18 protein-coding genes are annotated in these 18,907 nt (G+C 67.8%); 11 read left to right on the forward strand and 7 right to left on the reverse strand.

Annotation, left to right across the window (positions count from 1 at the left end):
- Positions 1 to 129: 129 nt before the first annotated feature.
- Genes DPR14_RS12960 through DPR14_RS12980 form a run of 5 tightly spaced genes read right to left on the reverse strand, consistent with a single transcriptional unit; the run spans position 130 to position 4,250 of the window.
- Positions 130 to 1,344, reverse strand: coding sequence for a molybdopterin molybdotransferase MoeA (locus tag DPR14_RS12960; RefSeq protein WP_158045517.1), 1,215 nt, complete (start codon positions 1,342 to 1,344; stop codon positions 130 to 132).
- On the reverse strand, positions 1,341 to 1,826 hold the full coding sequence (moaC, locus tag DPR14_RS12965; RefSeq protein ID WP_158045518.1) for a cyclic pyranopterin monophosphate synthase MoaC: 486 nt from the start codon (positions 1,824 to 1,826) through the stop codon (positions 1,341 to 1,343). Before moaC ends, DPR14_RS12960 begins: the two co-directional genes overlap by 4 nt.
- Complete coding sequence (gene trpC, locus DPR14_RS12970) at positions 1,823 to 2,626, reverse strand: indole-3-glycerol phosphate synthase TrpC (protein ID WP_158045519.1); 804 nt, start codon at positions 2,624 to 2,626, stop codon at positions 1,823 to 1,825. Before trpC ends, moaC begins: the two co-directional genes overlap by 4 nt.
- Positions 2,623 to 3,660, reverse strand: a complete 1,038-nt coding sequence (gene trpD / locus DPR14_RS12975; RefSeq protein ID WP_158045520.1) for an anthranilate phosphoribosyltransferase — start codon at positions 3,658 to 3,660, stop codon at positions 2,623 to 2,625. Before trpD ends, trpC begins: the two co-directional genes overlap by 4 nt.
- Positions 3,657 to 4,250: an anthranilate synthase component II gene (locus DPR14_RS12980; protein WP_158045521.1), complete on the reverse strand. Its 594-nt coding sequence runs from the start codon at positions 4,248 to 4,250 to the stop codon at positions 3,657 to 3,659. The genes trpD and DPR14_RS12980 overlap by 4 nt, the downstream gene beginning before the upstream one ends.
- A 235-nt stretch (positions 4,251 to 4,485) precedes the next feature.
- Between DPR14_RS12980 and cueR the strand changes: the two genes are divergently transcribed.
- The 3 genes from cueR to DPR14_RS12995 are packed head-to-tail and all read left to right on the forward strand — an operon-like array spanning position 4,486 to position 6,294.
- Positions 4,486 to 4,896, forward strand: a complete 411-nt coding sequence (gene cueR / locus DPR14_RS12985; RefSeq protein ID WP_158045522.1) for a Cu(I)-responsive transcriptional regulator — start codon at positions 4,486 to 4,488, stop codon at positions 4,894 to 4,896.
- Between the two features lie 3 nt (positions 4,897 to 4,899).
- Positions 4,900 to 6,039, forward strand: coding sequence for a divergent polysaccharide deacetylase family protein (locus DPR14_RS28720; RefSeq protein WP_158045523.1), 1,140 nt, complete (start codon positions 4,900 to 4,902; stop codon positions 6,037 to 6,039).
- Between the two features lie 42 nt (positions 6,040 to 6,081).
- Entirely contained in the window at positions 6,082 to 6,294 is a 213-nt protein-coding gene (locus DPR14_RS12995; protein WP_158045524.1) for a heavy-metal-associated domain-containing protein, read from the forward strand.
- Between the two features lie 51 nt (positions 6,295 to 6,345).
- On the opposite strand, the gene trpE is transcribed toward DPR14_RS12995, so the two are convergent.
- Positions 6,346 to 7,851 (reverse strand): anthranilate synthase component I, encoded by a 1,506-nt coding sequence (gene trpE / locus DPR14_RS13000; protein ID WP_158045525.1) that lies wholly within the window; start codon positions 7,849 to 7,851, stop codon positions 6,346 to 6,348.
- Between the two features lie 6 nt (positions 7,852 to 7,857).
- A complete protein-coding gene (locus tag DPR14_RS13005) occupies positions 7,858 to 9,738 on the reverse strand; it encodes a peptidylprolyl isomerase (protein ID WP_158045526.1) in 1,881 nt (626 codons plus the stop codon).
- A gap of 229 nt (positions 9,739 to 9,967) precedes the next feature.
- Between DPR14_RS13005 and tpiA the strand changes: the two genes are divergently transcribed.
- The 8 genes from tpiA (at position 9,968) to DPR14_RS13045 (ending at position 18,901) form a co-directional block, all read left to right on the forward strand.
- Complete coding sequence (gene tpiA, locus DPR14_RS13010) at positions 9,968 to 10,723, forward strand: triose-phosphate isomerase (protein WP_158045527.1); 756 nt, start codon at positions 9,968 to 9,970, stop codon at positions 10,721 to 10,723.
- Positions 10,724 to 10,844: 121 nt separating this feature from the next.
- Positions 10,845 to 11,183, forward strand: a complete 339-nt coding sequence (gene secG / locus DPR14_RS13015; RefSeq protein ID WP_158045528.1) for a preprotein translocase subunit SecG — start codon at positions 10,845 to 10,847, stop codon at positions 11,181 to 11,183.
- 108 nt (positions 11,184 to 11,291) lie between these two features.
- Positions 11,292 to 12,920 carry a CTP synthase gene (pyrG, locus tag DPR14_RS13020; RefSeq protein ID WP_158045529.1) on the forward strand — a complete coding sequence of 543 codons (1,629 nt, stop codon included), beginning with the start codon at positions 11,292 to 11,294 and terminating at the stop codon, positions 12,918 to 12,920.
- A 115-nt stretch (positions 12,921 to 13,035) separates the two neighbouring features.
- Positions 13,036 to 14,313, forward strand: coding sequence for a phosphopyruvate hydratase (gene eno / locus DPR14_RS13025; RefSeq protein ID WP_158045530.1), 1,278 nt, complete (start codon positions 13,036 to 13,038; stop codon positions 14,311 to 14,313).
- 81 nt (positions 14,314 to 14,394) lie between these two features.
- Positions 14,395 to 14,757: an FtsB family cell division protein gene (locus DPR14_RS13030; RefSeq protein ID WP_158045531.1), complete on the forward strand. Its 363-nt coding sequence runs from the start codon at positions 14,395 to 14,397 to the stop codon at positions 14,755 to 14,757.
- A 192-nt stretch (positions 14,758 to 14,949) separates the two neighbouring features.
- A complete protein-coding gene (pdhA, locus tag DPR14_RS13035) occupies positions 14,950 to 15,957 on the forward strand; it encodes a pyruvate dehydrogenase (acetyl-transferring) E1 component subunit alpha (RefSeq protein WP_158045532.1) in 1,008 nt (335 codons plus the stop codon).
- Positions 15,958 to 16,068: 111 nt separating this feature from the next.
- Positions 16,069 to 17,466 (forward strand): pyruvate dehydrogenase complex E1 component subunit beta, encoded by a 1,398-nt coding sequence (locus DPR14_RS13040; RefSeq protein WP_158045533.1) that lies wholly within the window; start codon positions 16,069 to 16,071, stop codon positions 17,464 to 17,466.
- Positions 17,467 to 17,524: 58 nt separating this feature from the next.
- A complete protein-coding gene (locus tag DPR14_RS13045) occupies positions 17,525 to 18,901 on the forward strand; it encodes a pyruvate dehydrogenase complex dihydrolipoamide acetyltransferase (RefSeq protein ID WP_158045534.1) in 1,377 nt (458 codons plus the stop codon).
- Positions 18,902 to 18,907: the final 6 nt, after the last annotated feature.

Raw genomic sequence — 18,907 nt, forward strand, 5'->3', positions numbered from 1 at the left:
ACGCCCCCTGCGCGCGGGACCAACCGGTCCAGAACAAAACAAAAACATTAATCTATGTTCTAGTTTGGTTCGCGAAAGGCGTCAAGCATTCGCTGAACAATTTTACCCTTGTCCGGCAGGTCCGGTCACCTAGAGACTCAGGACTCCGCCGCCCAGGGAAAGAAATTCGACAGTGTCGCCGGCCGATGCGGCAGGTGCGAAGGGTGGGCGGACCACTAGGCAGTCGGCCCGGGCAAGCACCGTCAGCAGTGAACTGTCCTGCGAATCGAAGGGGTTGGCGACCAGTTCGCCGTGCGGGCCGACATTCAGGGATGCCCTCAGATAATCTTCGCGCTGGTCGTTCTGTTTGACCGGACGGCCCAGCACCGCGGTGCGGCGCGGTCCTTCCTCCGCCGGAAGCCCGAGCAGGCGGCGAAGCGCCGGCCTGAGGAACAGGATGGCGCAGACCTGGCTCGACACCGGATTGCCGGGCAGGCCGAGCACCGGCACGTCGCCCAGTCGCCCGAACATCAGCGGTTTGCCCGGCCGCATGGCGATCTTGTAGAAATCCTGGTCCATTCCGCGGTCGCCCAGCACGCCGCGCACGAGATCATACTCGCCCGCCGACGCGCCCCCGGAGGTCACCAGGATGTCGGCCCGCTCGGCGCCCGACACGAGACGAGCCAGCGACTCCGGCGTGTCCAGGGCGACGCCCAAGTTGACCGGGACGCCGCCGCACGCCGTGATCAGGCCGGCAAGCGCGAAGGCGTTGGAACTGACGATCTGGTCCGGCCCCAGGGGCTCGCCGGGAAGCACGATCTCGTCACCGGTCGCCAGGATCGCGACGCGGGGGCGGCGCCGGACACGGAGCCAGGGCCAGTTCATCGCGGCGGCGAGCCCGATGTCCCGCGCCGTGAGCATGCGTCCGGCCGGTATGCCGACTTCGCCCTGCCGGAAGTCGATTCCGACCAGCCGGACATGCCGGTGGCGACCGACAGACCGAAGGACGGTTACAGTGGCACCGTCCGACTCGGTATCCTCCTGGATGACGACGGCGTCGGCCCCTTCGGGCATCGGGGCGCCCGTGAAGATCCTGACCGCCTCTCCCGGACCGACATGTCCCTTGAAGGCGTTCCCGGCCGGAGCCTCCCCGATGCGGCGCAGCTTCACGGGGATCTGCGCCACGTCGGCGCAACGCACGGCGTAGCCGTCCATCGCCGACATGGAAACCGGCGGCTGGGTCAGCCGGGCGGTCACGTCCTCCGCCGTCACGCGGCCGAGCGCCTCGGTCAATCCGACCAGTTCGGCCGGCAGCGGCGAGAAGGCGGCGAGGACTCGGGAGCGCGCTTCGGCGACGGAGATCATCGCGGCGTCCCGTACTCGCCGCTCTTGCCGCCGGCCTTGTGAGCCAAGCGCACGTCGCCGATGGTCATGGCGCGGTCCACCGCCTTGCACATGTCGTAGACGGTGAGCGCCGCGACCGAAACGGCCGTCAGAGCTTCCATTTCCACGCCGGTTCGGCCCTTCAGCTTGCAGGTCGCAGTGATGTCAACCGCGTTGCGATCGGGGTCGCAGATCAGGTCGACCTTCACCGAGGTCAACGCCAGCGGGTGGCACAGCGGTATCAGGTCGGGCGTCCGCTTGGCCCCCATGATGCCGGCGAGCCGAGCGACGGATAGCACGTCGCCTTTCTTCACCCCGCCGGACATGATCTGGGCCAGGGTCTCCGACTCCATGAAGACGGATCCCGTGGCGGTCGCCGTCCGCTCCGTCTCGTCCTTGCCCGAGACATCGACCATTACGGCGCGCCCCTCGGCGTCGAAATGCGTGAAGCCGCCGCCGGTCATGCGGCAGCCCGGCGGCTAAGCAAGGTCCTCGTGGCCTCAGCGACATCCGTCTGGCGCATCAGGCTTTCGCCCACCAGGAAACAGCGGGCGCCGACCCTGGCCATCCGCTCCAGGTCGGCAGGCCCGTAAAGGCCGCTCTCGCTGACCAGGAGGCGATTCGCGGGCACCCGGGCAGCCAGCTCTTCCGTGACGGCAAGATCGACAGCCAAGGTTTTCAGATTCCTGTTATTTATGCCGATCAGTTCACATGGAAGATCAAGTGCGCGGTCGAGCTCCTCACCGTTGTGGACCTCGACCAGGATATCCATGCCGTAGCGGGCCGCCACTTCGGCCAGCTCGCGGGCCGTTGCGTCGTCGAGCGCCGCCATGATCAGCAGGATGCAGTCGGCGCCCAGCGCCCGGGCTTCAACCACCTGGTAAGGATCAAGCATGAAGTCCTTGCGAAGGCACGGCAATTCGCAGGCGGCCCGGGCTTCCACCAGGAACGAATCCTGGCCTTGGAAGTACGGGATGTCGGTCAGGACGGACAGGCACGCCGCTCCACCGGCCTGATAGGCCACCGCCAATTCGGTCGGGTTGAAATTCTGTCGGATCAACCCTTTGCTGGGTGATGCTCGCTTGATTTCTGCGATCAGGCCATAGTCGCCGGCAGCCATTTTCCGCCGCAGGGAAGCTGTGAATCCCCGCGGCGGGTCGGCCTTCAGGGCCGCGCGGTCCATCTCGGCGAAGCTGCGCTCCGAGCGCCTCGCCGCGACATGGGCGCGCTTGTCGGCACAGATGCGGGTCAGAACGTCGCTCATGCCGAGCCTCCGCTGTTGGTGATGGCGATCAGGCGGTCGAGCACGGTTCGCGCACGCCCGCTGTCGATGGCGCCGCGGCCGAGGGCCACGGCCTCGGCGAGGTCGGGGGCTTTGCCGGCGACCAGCAGGGCGGCGGCGCTGTTCAACAGCACGATGTCCCGATAGGCCCCGTGGGCGCCCGCGAGAACCGCGTTCAGCGCCTCGGCGTTGGTCGCGGCGTCACCGCCCTTCAGGTCGGACGGGCTGGACAGCAGAAGCCCGGCCTGGGCCGGCTCGATGTCGAATCGGGTGACCACGCCGTCCTTCAACTGCGCCACATGGGAGGCGCCGGTGGTGGTCAGCTCGTCCAGGCCGTCCGAACCGTGCACGACCCAGGCAGTTTCCGATCCCAGCCGGGCCAGGACCTGGGCGACCGGTTCCAGCCACTCCTTCGAAAATACGCCGAGAAGCTGCCGCTTCGCGCCCGCCGGGTTCGACAGCGGCCCCATCAGGTTGAAGATGGTACGGGTACCCAGTTCGACCCGCGTTCCCGCCACGTTGCGCATGGCCGTATGGTGGCGCGGCGCCATCAGGAAGCAGATGCCGATCTCGTCGAGCGCCCGCTGCACCAGGGCCATCTCGCATTCGATGTCCACGCCCAGGGCGGTCAGCACGTCGGCGGCGCCGGACTTGCTCGACGCCGCGCGGTTGCCGTGCTTGGCGACCGGGACGCCGCAGGCGGCGACCACCAAGGCCGTCGCGGTCGAGATGTTGTAGGTGCCGGACGCGTCGCCGCCGGTGCCGCAGGTGTCGATGGTGCCGGGAGGGGCCTTGATCGGCACCGCCTTCGCCCGCATGGTGCGGGCGGCGCCGGTGATCTCCTCCACTGTCTCCCCGCGCACCCGCAGCGCCATCAGGAAGCCGCCCATCTGCGCCGGCGTGGCGTTGCCCGACATGATGATGTCGAAGGCAAGCTCGGCCTCGGCCTCGCCGAGGCGACGGCCAGCGGCGACGCCGGCCAGGATCGCCTTCATGTCCGACATGTCCGCCGTCATGCAGCGCGCTCCGCCGGGGCGCCGGTCATCCGGACGAAGTTCGCCAGCAGCGCGTGGCCGTTCTCGGACGCGATGCTTTCGGGGTGGAACTGAACGCCGTGGATCGGCAACTCGCGGTGCATCAGTCCCATGATCAGGCCGTCCTCGCTCTCAGCCGTCACGCTAAGCGAGTCGGGCAGGGTCTCGCGCTCGACGATCAGGGAATGGTAGCGGGTCGCGGGAAAGGGCGACGGTAATCCCGCCAGCACGCTCTTGCCGGAATGGCTCATCATGCTGATCTTGCCGTGCATCGGCGCCAGCGCCCGGATCACGCGCCCGCCGAAGGCCTGCCCGATCGCCTGATGGCCCAGGCAGACGCCCAGCAGCGGCAGGCGCCGCTCGGCGGCCGCCGTGATCATGTCCAGGCAGATGCCAGCTTTGTCTGGGTCGCATGGACCGGGGGACAGCACGATGCCGTCAGGGCGCAGATCGAGCGCCTGTGCCACCGTCAGGGCGTCATTGCGTTTCACCACGATCTCGGCGCCCAGTTCCCCGAGGAAATGGACGAGGTTGTAGGTGAAACTGTCATAGTTGTCGATCAGCAGCAGCATGCGGCAATCCGCGGCAAACAAATGGGAAACAGCGAGCCGATACCCTACAAGGCGCGCCCGCGGATTTCCAGCGCGCCGCTTGGGCCGCGGACGGGTTCATAGGGTCGGGCCTTGACCTTCCAACCACTGGAAGCCCCATATCGGAGTCTGGGGCGGGACGCCCGGGACACTTGAGTAACGATCCGTTAACGATCACGACCGATCGTAACGCGCTGTCGAATGGGAAACATGGTCAATGAACATCGGAACGGCTTCGAAACGGTCGGGCGTGCCCGCCAAGACGATCCGCTATTACGAGAGCATCGGCCTGATCTCGTCGGCAGGCCGCAGCGCCAACGGCTATCGCGTCTACACGGAGGAGGAGGTCCAGACCCTGCGCTTCGTGTCGCACGCCCGTTCGCTGGGCTTCTCCGTCCGGGACGTCGGCAGCCTGCTGGCCTTGTGGCGCGACCGCAGCCGGGCCAGCGCCGACGTGAAGGCGCTCGCGCGCGGCCACATCGCGGAGATCGACGCGAAGATCGCCGAACTCCACGGTATCCGCGAGTCGCTGCTCACGCTGGTGGAGCGCTGCCACGGCGACGACCGACCGGACTGCCCCATCCTCGAATCGCTGGCGACTCCCGCGTCGTCGGAGCATTGCGCCTGATCCATGGCATCTCCCAAGTCAAGACCGCCGAAACCGCGGCGTGCCCGGCCAAGATCCCCATCCAGGGAACCCGCGCTGAGGGCGCTGCGCGGCCGCATCAGGCCGGTCGCCCTCGCCGGGGCGGCGATCGCCGCCACCTTCGGCGCCGGCGCGATCTTCGGCTTCCTGTACCAGCACGAGCCGGAGCGACCCCCGGCGCAGGTCGCGACCATCCGGCCCGGCCCCGTGCGCCCGACCGTTCCGCGGATCGAGACGCCGCCGGTCGAACCGCCGCGCCTTTCCGGACCCGCCGAAGCCGTCCCGGCCCCTCTGCCGCCGGCTCCGGCAGTCAAGCCGTTTCCGATCCCGCCTATCCTGGCCGCCGTGCTGCCGGCGCCCCTGGCGCCCGCCGCTCCGCCCGCGGCGGTGGCTCCCGGGGCGCCGGCATGGCTGAAGAACGCACTGCCGTTCACGGCACCCCATTCGGGTCCCATGATCGCGATCGTGATCGACGACATGGGGCTCGACCGCAAGCGGAGTGCCCGCGTCGTCGGACTGCCGGGACCGCTCACCCTGGCTTGGCTGCCCTATGCCAACGACCTGCCCCGGCAGACCCGGGCGGCCCGCGCGGCCGGACACGAGCTGATGGTCCATATCCCGATGGAGCCCCAGGGCGGCGACATGGATCCCGGGCCGGGCGCCATGACCGTGAGCGCCGACAGCGGGGAGCTGCTGCGCCGGCTCGACCAGGGCCTGAAAGCGTTCGATGGGTATATCGGCATCAACAACCACATGGGCAGCCGGTTCACCGAGGACCGGTCGGGGATGCGGACCGTCCTGTCCGAGCTTCACCGGCGCGGGCTGATGTTCCTGGACAGCCGCACCACGACGCGCAGCATCGCCTCCAGCGTCGCCCGGGAACTGCAGATGCCGACCATCGGCCGAGACGTCTTCCTGGACCACGACATGAGCCCTGCCGCGGTGCGGGCGAGCCTGGCCAAGGTCGAGGCCGTGGCCAAGCGGCAGGGCTACGCCATAGCGATCGGCCATCCGCACGACGCAACCGTGGAAGCCCTGACGCAATGGCTTCCGGCCGTCGCGGCGCGCGGCTTCGCGCTGGTCCCCGTCAGCGCCGTCTTGAAACACCGTCAGCCCAACGGCTGAACCGGTGCCCACGATCCACCCGAAAGCATGAAGGAGAGAACCATGAGCACGAAATACAAGGTGTCCGGCATGACCTGCGGCGGCTGCGCCCGCTCGGTCACCAATGCCATCACGGCCAAGGACGGGCAGGCCAAAGTCGAGGTCAACCTGGCGGCCGGCACCGTCGCGGTGGACGGCAACCTGTCGGCGGAAGCCGTCAAGGATGCGGTCGAAGGCGCCGGGTTCGATTTCGGCGGCATGGCGTCGGCGGCCTGACCGGCGCGGGCGATCGCGCGAAGGGACGCGGCCGGCTTTCCGCCGGCCGCGTCAGCGCGAGGAGGCGAACCTGACGGCCTCTTCCGCGGCGCGGATCAGCGCCCGGGACTTGTTGACCGTTTCCTGGTACTCGGCTTCCGGATCGCTGTCGGCGACCACGCCGCCGCCGGCCTGGACATGCATCATGCCGTCCTTCAGCACGGCGGTGCGCAGCGCGATGCAGGTGTCCATGGCGCCGTTCGCGCCGAAATAGCCGACGCAGCCGCCATAAACCCCGCGCCGGGCCTTCTCCAGCTCGTCGATGATCTCCATCGCCCGGACCTTCGGCGCACCGGACACGGTACCGGCGGGAAAGCCGGCGAACAGGGCGTCCAGCGCATCGTGCTGCGGGTCGATCGTTCCTTCCACGTTCGAAACGATGTGCATGACGTGGGAGTAGTACTCGATCACCATCCGTTCCGTCACCGTGACGGAACCGATCTCGGCCACGCGGCCGACATCGTTGCGGCCCAGGTCCAGGAGCATCAGGTGCTCCGACAGTTCCTTGGGGTCCGACAGCAGGTCGGCGGCCAGGGCCTTGTCCTCCTCCGGCGTGGCGCCGCGCTTGCGGGTGCCGGCGATCGGGCGGATCGTCACCTTGCCGTCGCGCAGCCGCACCAGTATCTCCGGGCTGGAGCCGACGATGCTGAGATCCTCGAAATCCAGGTAGAGCAGGAACGGCGACGGGTTCAGCCGCCGCAGGGCCCGGTACAGGCTGAAGGGCGGCAGTTCGAAGGGAACGCTGAACCGGTGCGAGGGCACGACCTGGAACACGTCGCCGGCCCGGATGTACTCCTTCGCCCGCTCGACGATCGCGTGGTATTCCTCCCGCGTGGTGTTCGAGACCGGCTCCGGCAGCGACCGCGTCACCGCCGTCGCCTCGCGGCGGTAGGGCAGGTTGCGCTCCAGGTCGGAGATGGCGTCGCCCAGCCGTTCCAGGGCCAGGTCGTAGGCGGCCTCGGCATCCAGGCCGGCAGCCGGCCAGACCGGAGTCACCAGGGTGATCTGGTTCTGGATCCCGTCGAACACCGCGATGATGGTCGGCCGCATCAGGATCGCGTCGGGGATGCCGAGCATGTCCGGGTTGTCGTCGGGCAGCCGCTCGATCAGCCGGACCATGTCGTAGCCCAGATAGCCGAACAATCCGGCCGCCATGGGCGGCAGTTCGGCCGGCAGGTCGATCCGGCTCTCCGCCAGGAGTGAGCGCAACGCCTGGAGCGGCGGCTCGTCGGTGGGCTCGAACGCCGCGGTGTCGAACCGGGCCCGCCGATTGATCTCGACCTTGTCGCGCCGGCAACGCCAGATCAGGTCAGGCTTCAGCCCGATGAACGAGTACCGGCCGCGCACCTCGCCGCCCGTCACCGATTCCAGAAGGAAGCAGTTGGTCTGGCCGTCGGCCAGCTTGATCATGGCCGAAACCGGGGTCTCGAGGTCGCTGACCAGGGTGGTCCAGACGACCTGGGGCCGGCCGGCCCCATAGGTTTCGACGAAGCCGGGACGGGCGGGCAGGGCCTTCATGATCGGTCAGTTCCGCTGGAACATGGAGTCGATGGTGGACTGGTGGATCGATACCGCATGGCTCTGGCGCAGCGCGTCGGTGAACTGGGCCAATAGGTCTCCCGCCATGGCCTGCTGCACTCCCTGCCGAAGCTGCGCCACCTGGGGTTCCGACGCGGCCGGATCGGCCTGCTGGATGTCGCGCAGGCGGATGACCAACTGCCCGTCCTGGGTGGGCGCCACCGCGACCTCCCCCTGGGTCATCTCGAAAAGCTGCTGGACCGACGCGGGCGGCAGTCCTCCGGTTTCCCGGCCAGCGCGCGTCAGGGGCGGGGTCACGCCCTCGATGGCGCCCGGCACCAGGGAAGCCGCCTCGATGGCCGGCGTGCCGGCCCGCAGGCGCTCGACCACTTCCTCCGCACGCTTGGCCGCCAGCTTGGAGCGCTCCTCGGCCTGCCAGGCGGCGACCACCTCGTCGCGAATGGCGTCGAGAGGGCGGAGCGCCGCAGGGGTGATGGCATCGACCCGGGCGATGAAATAGCCGCCGCCCTGGACCTCGGTCAGGTTGCCGGTGCCGCCCTGCTGAAGGGCGAAGGCCGCCTGGGCGACCTGCTGTGCGCCCGGCAGACCCTCCACCGCGCCGCCGTCCGGCCGCCGGCCGGTCGCGTCGATCGCTTCCACCCGGGTCACGCGCAGCCCGAGCCGCTGGGCCGTGTCCTCGATGCCGGCGCCGCCGGCCAGTTCGTCCTCGACCTTGTTGGCCAGTTCGTAGACCTGGTCGACCGCGCGATCGCGCTTCAGCTCGGCCGCGAGGGTATCCCGCACCTGCTCGAAGGTCTGAACGCTGCCCGGCTCGATGTCCTTGATGCGCATGATATGCCAGCCGAGCGGGCTCTGGACCGGCGCGCCGACCGCCCCTTCCTGGAGGGCGAACACCGGCTCGGCCAGTTCGCCCAGCAGGTCCTCGCGGGCGAGGCTGTTGAGCGTCAGCACCTCGGCGCCGGCGCCGGCAGCGGCCTCATCGAGGTTCTGGCCCTGGCTGAGCGCCGTTTCGATCTTCCGCGCGGTCGCTTCGTCCTCGACCAGGACCTGATCGACGGTGCGGCGCTCGGGCGTCTGGAACTCGGCGGCGCGCGCATCGTAGGCGGCCTGCAGATCCTCGTCGGAAACGGCGATCTCGTCGGCGACGTCGTCGACCGTCAGCAGGCCGACCGTCAGCGTGCGGAACTCCGGCGCCGTGAAGCGGACCGCCTTCTCCTGGTGGAAGGAGGCCAGGGCGGCATCGTCGGGCACGCCGACATCGCCCATGGCGGCGTTGAGCACAAGGATCGTCTCGGCGACGCGACGCTCCGCCTGCCGGCGGAACAGGTCCTCCACCAGCGGCGCCGGGGCCTGGGCGCCCGCCGCGACCGCGCCGACCAGCTGGGTCCGCTTGATCTCCGCCCGCAGGATCTGAACGTAACCTTCCTCGGTCAGCTGGTTGGCGGCCAGCACGCGGCGGAACTGGTCGGGGTCGAACTGGCCGAGCTGGTTCCGGAACGCCGGCTCCTCGCGCAATTCGTTCAGCACCAGCTGGTCGCTGACCCGGAGCCCGGCCTCGTCGGCCGCCTGGCTCAGCAGGGTGCGCTGGACGAGTTGTTCCAGCGTCTGGTCGACCAGGCCCAGTTGGCGGGCCTGCTCGGCGTCGATCTGCCCCCCCAGCATCTGGCGCAGCCTGTTCAGTTCCTGGCGGAAAGCATTGTCCAGCTCCTGTGTGGAGATCTTCACGTCCCCGACCTCGGCGACGGTGGTGTCGGTCCGGCCACGGAAGATGTCGCCGATACCCCATACCGCGAAGCTGAGGATCAGGAGGGCGAACAGGATCTTGACGACCCAGGAACCAACGGTGCTGCGCAGGGCTTGAAGCATGTTCCAACGTCTTGAAAGCGGGGCCGGTCGAACCGGCAACTATGATGACATTGCGACGGCGCCGCCGCCGATGGCGCGGCATCATAGGAGCCGGTACACACAGCGGCAACAGAGGATTTCCCGCGGCAATCTCCGCCGCCACCGCGGATGAGCGCAGTTGTGGAATTGGCGGCCGGCACTTGCTAGACAGCATTCCACATACCATGCAACCCACGACGAGATGGAGCCCATGCCCGCACGCCGCAAGCTGATCGCCGGAAACTGGAAGATGAACGGCCTCCAAGCCACCGGGCTGGAACTGGCGACCGACCTGGCCCGCCGGCTGGCGGCGGCCGGGACCGTCGGATTCGACATGCTGGTCTGCCCGCCCGCCACCCTGGTCAATCCGGTCGCGGGCGCAGTCGCCGGCACTCCGCTCGCGGTCGGCGGGCAGGACTGCCATCCGAAGGAATCGGGCGCCCACACCGGCGACGTCAGCGCCGCGATGCTGGCCGACGCGGGCGCGGGTTTCGTGATCGTCGGGCACTCCGAGCGGCGGCAGAACCACGGCGAGGACGACGCCCTGGTCGCGGCCAAGGCCGCCGCCGTCCACGCCGCCGGTCTGGTCGCGATCATCTGCGTCGGCGAGACGCTGGAGCAGCGGGAAGCGGGGCAGGCGCTGGACGTCGTCGCCTCCCAGATCGCGGGCTCGCTCCCCTCGGGCGCCGATGCCGCGAACACCGTCATCGCCTACGAGCCGGTCTGGGCGATCGGCACGGGCAAGACCGCGACCGCCGCCGACGTGGCCGAGGTGCATGCCCATATCCGCGGGACGCTCGCCGGCCGGGCCGGGAGTCCCGATGCGGTGCGGATCCTGTATGGCGGTTCGGTGAAGCCGTCCAACGCCGCGGAGCTGATGGCGGTCGAGGACGTTGACGGCGCCCTGGTGGGCGGCGCCAGCCTGGTCACCGACGATTTTTGGGCCATCGCGGAAACTTGCCGCTAGCGAAACCGGCGGCGAGTTAGTAAATATCGGCCGGAGGCGCGCCAAGCCCATCCGAAAGGGGCGGCTGGCGCGCTTATCGGTTTTTGAGAATGGTTTTCTTTTCAGAGAAGGTTTCCGAACCATGGAAGCAGTGGTTCTGGTCGTGCACCTGCTGATCGCGATCTCGCTGATCGGCGTGGTGCTGGTTCAGAAGTCGGAAGGCGGCGGCCTGGGCATCGGCGGCGGCGGCGGTGGCGGCATGATGTCGGCCCGCGGCACGGCGAACCTGTTGACCCGCACGACCGCCGTCCTGGCGGGCTGCTTCATGCTGACGAGCCTTGTTCTGGCGGTCATGGCCGGCGGTCACTCCACTCCGCGGTCGATCATCGATTCGATGCCGCCGGCCCCCCAGCAGTCGGCTCCCCCGGCGGACGCGCCGCCGGCACCTCCCGCCGCACCGTCGGCACCCGTCTCCCAGTAGACGGCGGGGCCCGGGGACAGGGCCGGGCATCAAGTGGTCGGGAGGCGGCTGATCGGCCGCCTCTCTCATTTCAGGCATTAGTGTTCACTCCCGGATCGGCAAGGCACCATGACTCGGTACATTTTCATTACCGGCGGCGTCGTTTCCTCGCTCGGCAAGGGCCTCGCCTCGGCGGCCCTGGGTGCGCTGCTCCAGGCGCGCGGCTTCAAGGTTCGCCTGCGCAAGCTCGACCCCTACCTCAACGTCGATCCGGGCACCATGAGCCCGTACCAGCACGGCGAGGTCTACGTCACCGACGACGGGGCGGAAACCGACCTCGACCTCGGCCATTACGAGCGGTTCACCGGCGTCTCGGCGCGCCGGAGCGACAACGTCACGACGGGGCGGATCTACTCCACGGTGATCCAGCGCGAGCGGCGCGGCGACTATCTGGGCGCCACGGTCCAGGTGATCCCGCACGTGACCGACGCCATCAAGGAGTTCATCCGCGCCGACATCACGGACGAGGACTTCGTCCTGTGCGAGATCGGCGGCACCGTCGGCGACATCGAGAGCACGCCCTTCCTGGAGGCGATCCGCCAGTTCGGCAACGAGGTCGGGACCGACCGCGCGCTGTTCATCCATCTGACGTTGCTGCCCTACATCCCGTCGGCCGGCGAACTGAAGACCAAGCCGACCCAGCACTCGGTGAAGGAACTGCTGAGCGTCGGCATCCAGCCGACGATCCTGCTGTGCCGCGCCGACCGCCCGATCCCCGAGAGCGAGCGCCGCAAGATCGGCCTGTTCTGCAACATCCGTCAGGAGCGGGTGATCGCGGCCCTCGACGTGGACACGATCTACGCGGTTCCGATCAGCTACCACGAGCAGGGCTTCGACGTTCAGGTGCTGAGCTATTTCGGCCTGCCCCACGATGGCGAGCCGGACCTCAGCCGCTGGCGCCGCATCGTCCACACCGTCCGCCAGCCCGAGGGCGAGGTGACCATCGCCGTGGTCGGCAAGTACACGAGCCTGCTCGACAGCTACAAGTCGCTGGCCGAGGCGCTGATCCATGGCGGCATCGCCAACAATGTCCGGGTCAAGCTGGACTGGATCGACGCTGAGATCTTCGAATCCGACGACGCGGTCCAGCATCTGGAGCATGTCCACGGCATCCTGGTGCCCGGCGGTTTCGGCGAGCGCGGCTCGGAAGGCAAGATCCGGGCGGTCCAGTTCGCCCGCGAGCACAAGGTGCCCTATTTCGGCATCTGTTTCGGCATGCAGATGGCGGTGATCGAGGCGGCGCGGCACATGGCCGACGTGCCGAACGCCGGCTCCACGGAGTTCGGCCGCGACGTGGTCCCCGTGGTCGGCCTGATGACCGAATGGCAACGCGGCAACCAGACCGAACAGCGCACGGGCACCGACGACCTGGGCGGCACCATGCGCCTGGGAGCCTATCCCTGCCGGCTGGTCGAGGGCTCCAAGATCCGCGAGATCTACAATTCCGAAACGATCAGCGAGCGGCATCGGCACCGCTACGAGGTCAACATCAACTTCCGCGGCCAGCTGGAATCGGCCGGCCTGCTGTTCTCTGGCCTCTCTCCCGACGGAGCCCTGCCGGAGATCGTGGAACTGCCGGGCCACCCCTGGTTCGTCGGCGTGCAGTTCCATCCCGAGTTGAAGTCGAAGCCGCTGAGCCCGCATCCGCTGTTCACCGACTTCATCCGGGCCGCGATCGATCAGAGCCGGCTGGTCTGATCAGGGCGGCAGGCGGCGCGGTCTCCGGAGCCGTGCCGCCTGCCGCCTTGATAACCCGCCCTCCAGCCTTTATGACTGCGCCCCGACAACGCCAATAAGCCACCTCGGGGTAAGCATGTCCGTCATCACCGACATCCACGCGCGAGAGATTCTCGACAGCCGCGGCAATCCGACCGTCGAGGTCGACGTCACCCTGGAATCCGGCGCCTTCGGCCGGGCGGCCGTCCCGTCGGGAGCCTCGACCGGCGCCCATGAAGCGGTCGAGCTGCGCGATGGCGACAAGGGCCGCTATGGCGGCAAGGGCGTGCTGAAGGCGGTCGATGCCGTCAACGGCGAGATCTTCGACGCGCTGGCGGGCATGGAGGCCAGCGAGCAGGGTGCCGTGGACGCGCTGATGCTCGACCTGGACGGCACGCCCAACAAGGGCAGGATCGGCGCCAATGCGATCCTGGGCGTCAGCCTGGCGGTCGCCAAGGCCTCGGCCCAGGAAGCCGACCTGCCGCTCTACCGCTATGTCGGCGGCGCCTTCGCCAACATGCTGCCGGTCCCCATGATGAACATCATCAACGGCGGCGCCCATGCGGACAACCCGATCGACATCCAGGAGTTCATGATCATGCCGGTCGCGGCGGAGAGCTGCGCCGACGCGATCCGGATGGGCGCCGAGGTTTTCCAGTCCCTGAAGAAGAAGCTGAAGGACGCCGGCCACAACACCAATGTCGGCGACGAGGGCGGCTTCGCCCCCAACCTCGCCTCGACCGACGATGCGCTCGGCTTCGTGATGAAGGCGATCGAGGCCGCCGGCTACAGGCCGGGCGAGGACATCATGCTGGCCCTGGATGCCGCCTCGACCGAGTTCTTCAAGGACGGCAAGTACGACCTTGCGGGCGAGGGCAAGGTGCTCGACGCCGAGGCCATGGTGTCCTACTGGACCGACCTGATCGGCCGCTACCCGATCATCTCGATCGAGGACGGCATGGCCGAGGACGACTGGGACGGCTGGGCGGCCCTGACGGCGGCGCTCGGCGGCAAGGTCCAGCTGGTCGGCGACGATCTGTTCGTGACCAACCCGGTCCGCCTGACCGACGGCATCGCCAAAGGCGTGGGCAACTCCATCCTGGTGAAGGTCAACCAGATCGGCAGCCTGTCGGAGACGCTCCATGCCGTGGAGATCGCCCACAAGGCCTCCTACACCGCCGTGATGTCCCACCGGTCGGGCGAGACCGAGGATGCTACCATCGCGGACCTGGCGGTCGCGACCAACTGCGGCCAGATCAAGACCGGATCCCTGTCCCGGTCGGACCGCCTGGCCAAATACAACCAGCTGATCCGGATCGAGGAACAGCTCGGCAGTTCGGCGCGCTTCGCGGGAAAGAGCGTGATCCGCGGGTAACGCCGCAACATTTGCGGCATCCGTTGCCCAATCGATAGTTTTCGTTTGACGCGATGGAATTCTTCGTGATTCCATCGCGTCATGACTGCAATCGATCATGTAAAAGACGCCGTGGGCCGCGCCCTGCGTCAGACGATCGGCCCCGCGATCGGGGCCGCCATCGTCGGCTATTTCGCGTATCACGCGGTCCAGGGCGACCGCGGCCTGATCGCGCTTTCTCATCTCCAGAACGAGATCCTACAAGCCCAGGCCACCCTGGCCCAGGTCAGCGAACAGCGCATCGAGCTCGAGAAGCGCGCGTCGCTGCTGCGCCGTGATCATCTTGATCCGGACATGTTGGATGAACGTGCCCGGGCGGTGCTGAACTACAGCCACCCGGACGACGTTATCATTCTCGTACCGCGTAGCAGCGTTGCGCCGCCAGTAACCGCCGGTCAGCCCTGATCACCGAGGCGCTGAAAAGCGTTGCATTGCCATAAGCTTAACCGAATCCGGGTTAAGGCCAAATTCACGTTAGATAACAAGGTATTGCGAGAAATGCTGTTGCGCTGTGGGCGGTACGGCGTTAGTTCTATCCCAAGCAAGAGCCTGGGCGGGAAGGGACGGACCCCTCCCGCCTAACATCGGGAGGAGCACTTGGCTACGTCCAGACGTCGCAAGCCGCAGGCTGACGAAACCCCTCAATATTCACCCGAGGAACTGCTCAAGTACTATCGCGAGATGCTGCTCATCCGCCGCTTCGAGGAGAAGGCCGGGCAGATGTACGGCATGGGCCTCATCGGTGGCTTCTGCCACCTGTATATCGGCCAGGAAGCGGTGGTCGTGGGCATGCAGAACGTCCTGATCCCCGGCGACAGCATCATCACCAGCTACCGCGACCACGGCCACATGCTGGCCACCGACATGGACCCGAAAGGCGTCATGGCGGAGCTGACCGGACGCCGCGGCGGCTATTCGAAGGGCAAGGGCGGCTCGATGCACATGTTCAGCCGCGAGAAGAAGTTCTTCGGCGGCCACGGCATCGTCGGCGCTCAGGTGCCGATCGGCACCGGCCTCGCCTTCGGGCACAAGTATTCCCAGGACGGCAACATCAACGTCACCTATCTCGGTGACGGCGCCATCAACCAGGGACAGGTTTACGAGAGCTTCAACATGGCGGCTCTCTGGAAGCTCCCGGTAATCTACGTGATCGAGAACAACAAGTACGCCATGGGCACCTCGCAGCACCGCGCCTCCGCCGGCGAGCTGTGCGAGCGCGGCAGCGCCTACGGCATCCCCGGGCACGTGGTCGACGGCATGAACGTGCTTGCCGTCAGGGAGGCCTCCGAGGAAGCGGCCGCCCATGCGCGCGAGGGCAACGGCCCGGTCATCCTCGAGATGAAGACCTACCGTTACCGCGGCCATTCCATGTCCGACCCGGCCAAGTACCGCACCAAGGAAGAAGTCACCAAGATGCGGACGGAAATGGACCCGATCGACAACCTCAAGAAGCTGCTGCTGGATAACGGCTCGGCCGACGAGGACGCGCTGAAGGCCATCGACCGGGACATCAAGAATATCGTGGCCGAGGCCGCGGAGTTCGCGACGCAGAGTCCGGAACCCGATCCCGCCGAGCTTTGGACCGACATCCTGGTCGACGCTTAAGTCGCAACATCAGCTTGAGGTCACCCCGGGGCGCCGCCGCCACGCCGGCGTCGCCCCTCCCGTTGCCGCCCGAAGAAGACGGAACGGGAAACCGGTGCCGGAGGAACTGCAATGCCGATTGAAATTCTGATGCCAGCGCTGTCGCCGACCATGACGGAAGGCAAGCTGGCCAAGTGGGTCAAGCAGGAAGGCGACGACGTCAAGTCGGGCGACGTCCTGGCGGAGATCGAGACCGACAAGGCGACCATGGAGGTCGAGGCGGTCGAGGAAGGCAAGCTGGGCAAGATCCTGATCGCCGAGGGCACCGAGGGCGTCGCCGTCAACACCCCGATAGCATTGCTGATGGGCGAGGACGAGGACGCCAGCAAGCTGGAGACGCCGGAGGTTTCCGACAACACGCCGCAGTCCGTCGCCCTCCAGAAGGTCAAGGGCGAGGACGAGACCAAGCCGACCCTGCCGGTCTCCCCCCCGGCCGGCGAGAAGGCCGCCCCGCCGGCCAGCGACGAGGACAAGTACTTCGAGAAGAGCGTCAAGCTGACGGTGCGCGAGGCGCTCCGCGACGCCATGGCGGAAGAGATGCGCCGTGACGACAAGGTCTTCGTCATGGGCGAGGAGGTCGCCGAGTACCAGGGCGCCTACAAGGTGACCCAGGGCCTGCTGGCGGAGTTCGGCGACCGCCGCGTGATCGACACGCCGATCACCGAGCACGGCTTCGCCGGCCTCGGCGTCGGCGCCGCCTTCCACGGGCTGAAGCCGGTGGTCGAGTTCATGACGTTCAACTTCGCCATGCAGGCGATCGACCACATCATCAACTCCGCCGCCAAGACCCTCTACATGTCCGGCGGCCAGATGGGCTGCCCGATCGTCTTCCGCGGGCCGAACGGCGCCGCATCGCGCGTCGCGGCCCAGCACTCTCAGGAATATTCCAGCTGGTACGCCCACGTGCCGGGCCTGAAGGTGGTCGCGCCCTATTCGGCGTCCGACGCCAAGGGCCTGCTGAAGTCCGCGATCCGCGATCCCAACCCGGTCGTGTTCCTGGAACACGAGATCCTGTACGGCCACAGCTTCGACGTGCCGGAGGATCCCGAGTTCATCATCCCGATCGGCCGCGCCAAGATCCTGCGGGCCGGCAAGGACGTGACGATCACCGCCTTCTCCTACATGGTCGGCCAGGCGCTGGCAGCCGCCGAGCGCTTGGCGGAGCAGGGCATCGAGGCCGAGGTGATCAACCTCCGCACGATCCGTCCGCTCGATACCGAGACGATCGTCAACAGCGTCAAGAAGACCAACCGGCTCGTATCGGTCGAGGAGGGCTGGCCGTTCGCCGGCATCGGCGCCGAGATGTCCGCCCTGATGATGGAGCAGGCGTTCGATTACCTGGATGCCCCGGTCTACCGGGTGCACGGCGCCGACGTGCCGATGCCGTACGCCGCCAACCTGGAGAAACTCGCCCTGCCGCAGCCCGAGGACATCGAAAAGGCTGCCAAGGCCGTTCTGTACCGGAGCTGACGCGACAACAAGACGGCGCGCCGGCACTGCTTCCGGCGCGCCCTCGGGGGGACACTAGATGCCGATTGAAATCACGATGCCGGCGCTGTCGCCGACGATGACCGAGGGCAACCTCGCGAAATGGCTCAAGAAGGAAGGCGACAAGGTCGAGTCCGGCGATGTCATCGCCGAGATCGAGACCGACAAGGCCACGATGGAAGTCGAAGCGGTCGATGAAGGCACGCTGGGCAAGATCGTGGTCCCCGAAGGCACCCAGGGCGTCGCCGTCAACCAGGTGATCGCGCTCCTCCTGGAGGAGGGCGAGGACGCCTCCGCCCTGGACGGCGGCGGCAAGCCCGCGCCGAAGCCGGCGGACAAGCCCGCCGACGGCGCCGCCCCGGCGGCCCCCGCGCCCAAGGCCGATGCCGCCCAGGCCCCGGCCGCCCAGGCTGCTCCGTCCCATGACGGCGCCCGCGTCTTCGCGAGCCCCCTCGCCAAGCGCATGGCCGAGCAGGCCGGCCTGGACCTGGCGCAGATCCAGGGCAGCGGCCCCAACGGCAGGATCGTCAAGCACGACGTCGAGGCCGCGGTTTCCGGCGGCACCGCCAAGAAGGGCGCCAAGCCTGCCGCGGCGGAGGCTCCCAAGATCGAGGCGCCCAAGTCGGCTCCGTCGGCCGCGGCCGGGCAGGCGGCCAGCCAGTCGCCGGCAGCGGTCCCGTCGGCGCAGAAGCCCGCCGGCGTCGACGCCCGGGACTTCTCGACCAAGCTGGGGATGAAGTTCCGCGAGATCCCGAACACGGGCATGCGCAAGGTCATCTCGCGCCGCCTGACCGAGGCCAAGCAGACCGTCCCGCACTTCTACCTGACCATCGACCTTCAGATCGACCAGCTTCTGAAGACCCGGGCCGAGTTGAACGGCCGGTCGGACGAGTACAAGCTGTCGGTCAACGATTTCGTCATCCGGGCCTCGGCGCTCGCACTGAAGAAGGTGCCGGCCGCCAACTCCGCCTGGACCGACGACGCGATCCTCCAGTACGAGAACGCCGACATCTCGGTCGCGGTCGCGACCCCGACCGGCCTGATCACGCCGATCATCAAGGCGGCCGAGACCAAGGGCCTGGTCGAGATCTCGAACTCCATGAAGGACATGGCGAAGCGCGCCCGCGACGGCAAGCTGAAGCCGGAGGAGTTCCAGGGCGGGACCTTCTCGATCTCCAACCTGGGCATGTTCGGCATCCGCGAGTTCGGCGCGATCATCAACCCGCCGCAGGGCTGCATCCTGGCTGTCGGCGCCGGCGAGCAGCGGCCGATCGTCAAGGACGGGGCGCTCGCCGTCGCGACCATGATGAGCTGCACGCTGTCGGTCGACCACCGCGTGGTGGACGGCGCGGTCGGCGCCGAGTTCCTCGCCGCCTTCAAGAAGCTGATCGAAGATCCGCTGTCGATGCTGCTCTAAGGGGAG

The sequence above is a fragment of the Skermanella pratensis genome (genome assembly GCF_008843145.1).
In the GTDB taxonomy this organism is placed as follows: domain Bacteria; phylum Pseudomonadota; class Alphaproteobacteria; order Azospirillales; family Azospirillaceae; genus Skermanella; species Skermanella pratensis.

Excerpts from the sequence above, each read along its gene's own strand:
- DPR14_RS12960 (WP_158045517.1), bottom strand. The coding sequence starts at position 1,344 with ATGATCTCCGTCGCCGAAGCGCGCTCCCGAGTCCTCGCCGCCTTCTCG.
- moaC (WP_158045518.1), bottom strand. The coding sequence starts at position 1,826 with ATGACCGGCGGCGGCTTCACGCATTTCGACGCCGAGGGGCGCGCCGTA.
- trpC (WP_158045519.1), bottom strand. The coding sequence starts at position 2,626 with ATGAGCGACGTTCTGACCCGCATCTGTGCCGACAAGCGCGCCCATGTC.
- trpD (WP_158045520.1), bottom strand. The coding sequence starts at position 3,660 with ATGACGGCGGACATGTCGGACATGAAGGCGATCCTGGCCGGCGTCGCC.
- DPR14_RS12980 (WP_158045521.1), bottom strand. The coding sequence starts at position 4,250 with ATGCTGCTGCTGATCGACAACTATGACAGTTTCACCTACAACCTCGTC.
- cueR (WP_158045522.1), top strand. The coding sequence starts at position 4,486 with ATGAACATCGGAACGGCTTCGAAACGGTCGGGCGTGCCCGCCAAGACG.
- DPR14_RS28720 (WP_158045523.1), top strand. The coding sequence starts at position 4,900 with ATGGCATCTCCCAAGTCAAGACCGCCGAAACCGCGGCGTGCCCGGCCA.
- DPR14_RS12995 (WP_158045524.1), top strand. The coding sequence starts at position 6,082 with ATGAGCACGAAATACAAGGTGTCCGGCATGACCTGCGGCGGCTGCGCC.
- trpE (WP_158045525.1), bottom strand. The coding sequence starts at position 7,851 with ATGAAGGCCCTGCCCGCCCGTCCCGGCTTCGTCGAAACCTATGGGGCC.
- DPR14_RS13005 (WP_158045526.1), bottom strand. The coding sequence starts at position 9,738 with ATGCTTCAAGCCCTGCGCAGCACCGTTGGTTCCTGGGTCGTCAAGATC.
- tpiA (WP_158045527.1), top strand. The coding sequence starts at position 9,968 with ATGCCCGCACGCCGCAAGCTGATCGCCGGAAACTGGAAGATGAACGGC.
- secG (WP_158045528.1), top strand. The coding sequence starts at position 10,845 with ATGGAAGCAGTGGTTCTGGTCGTGCACCTGCTGATCGCGATCTCGCTG.
- pyrG (WP_158045529.1), top strand. The coding sequence starts at position 11,292 with ATGACTCGGTACATTTTCATTACCGGCGGCGTCGTTTCCTCGCTCGGC.
- eno (WP_158045530.1), top strand. The coding sequence starts at position 13,036 with ATGTCCGTCATCACCGACATCCACGCGCGAGAGATTCTCGACAGCCGC.
- DPR14_RS13030 (WP_158045531.1), top strand. The coding sequence starts at position 14,395 with ATGACTGCAATCGATCATGTAAAAGACGCCGTGGGCCGCGCCCTGCGT.
- DPR14_RS13040 (WP_158045533.1), top strand. The coding sequence starts at position 16,069 with ATGCCGATTGAAATTCTGATGCCAGCGCTGTCGCCGACCATGACGGAA.
- DPR14_RS13045 (WP_158045534.1), top strand. The coding sequence starts at position 17,525 with ATGCCGATTGAAATCACGATGCCGGCGCTGTCGCCGACGATGACCGAG.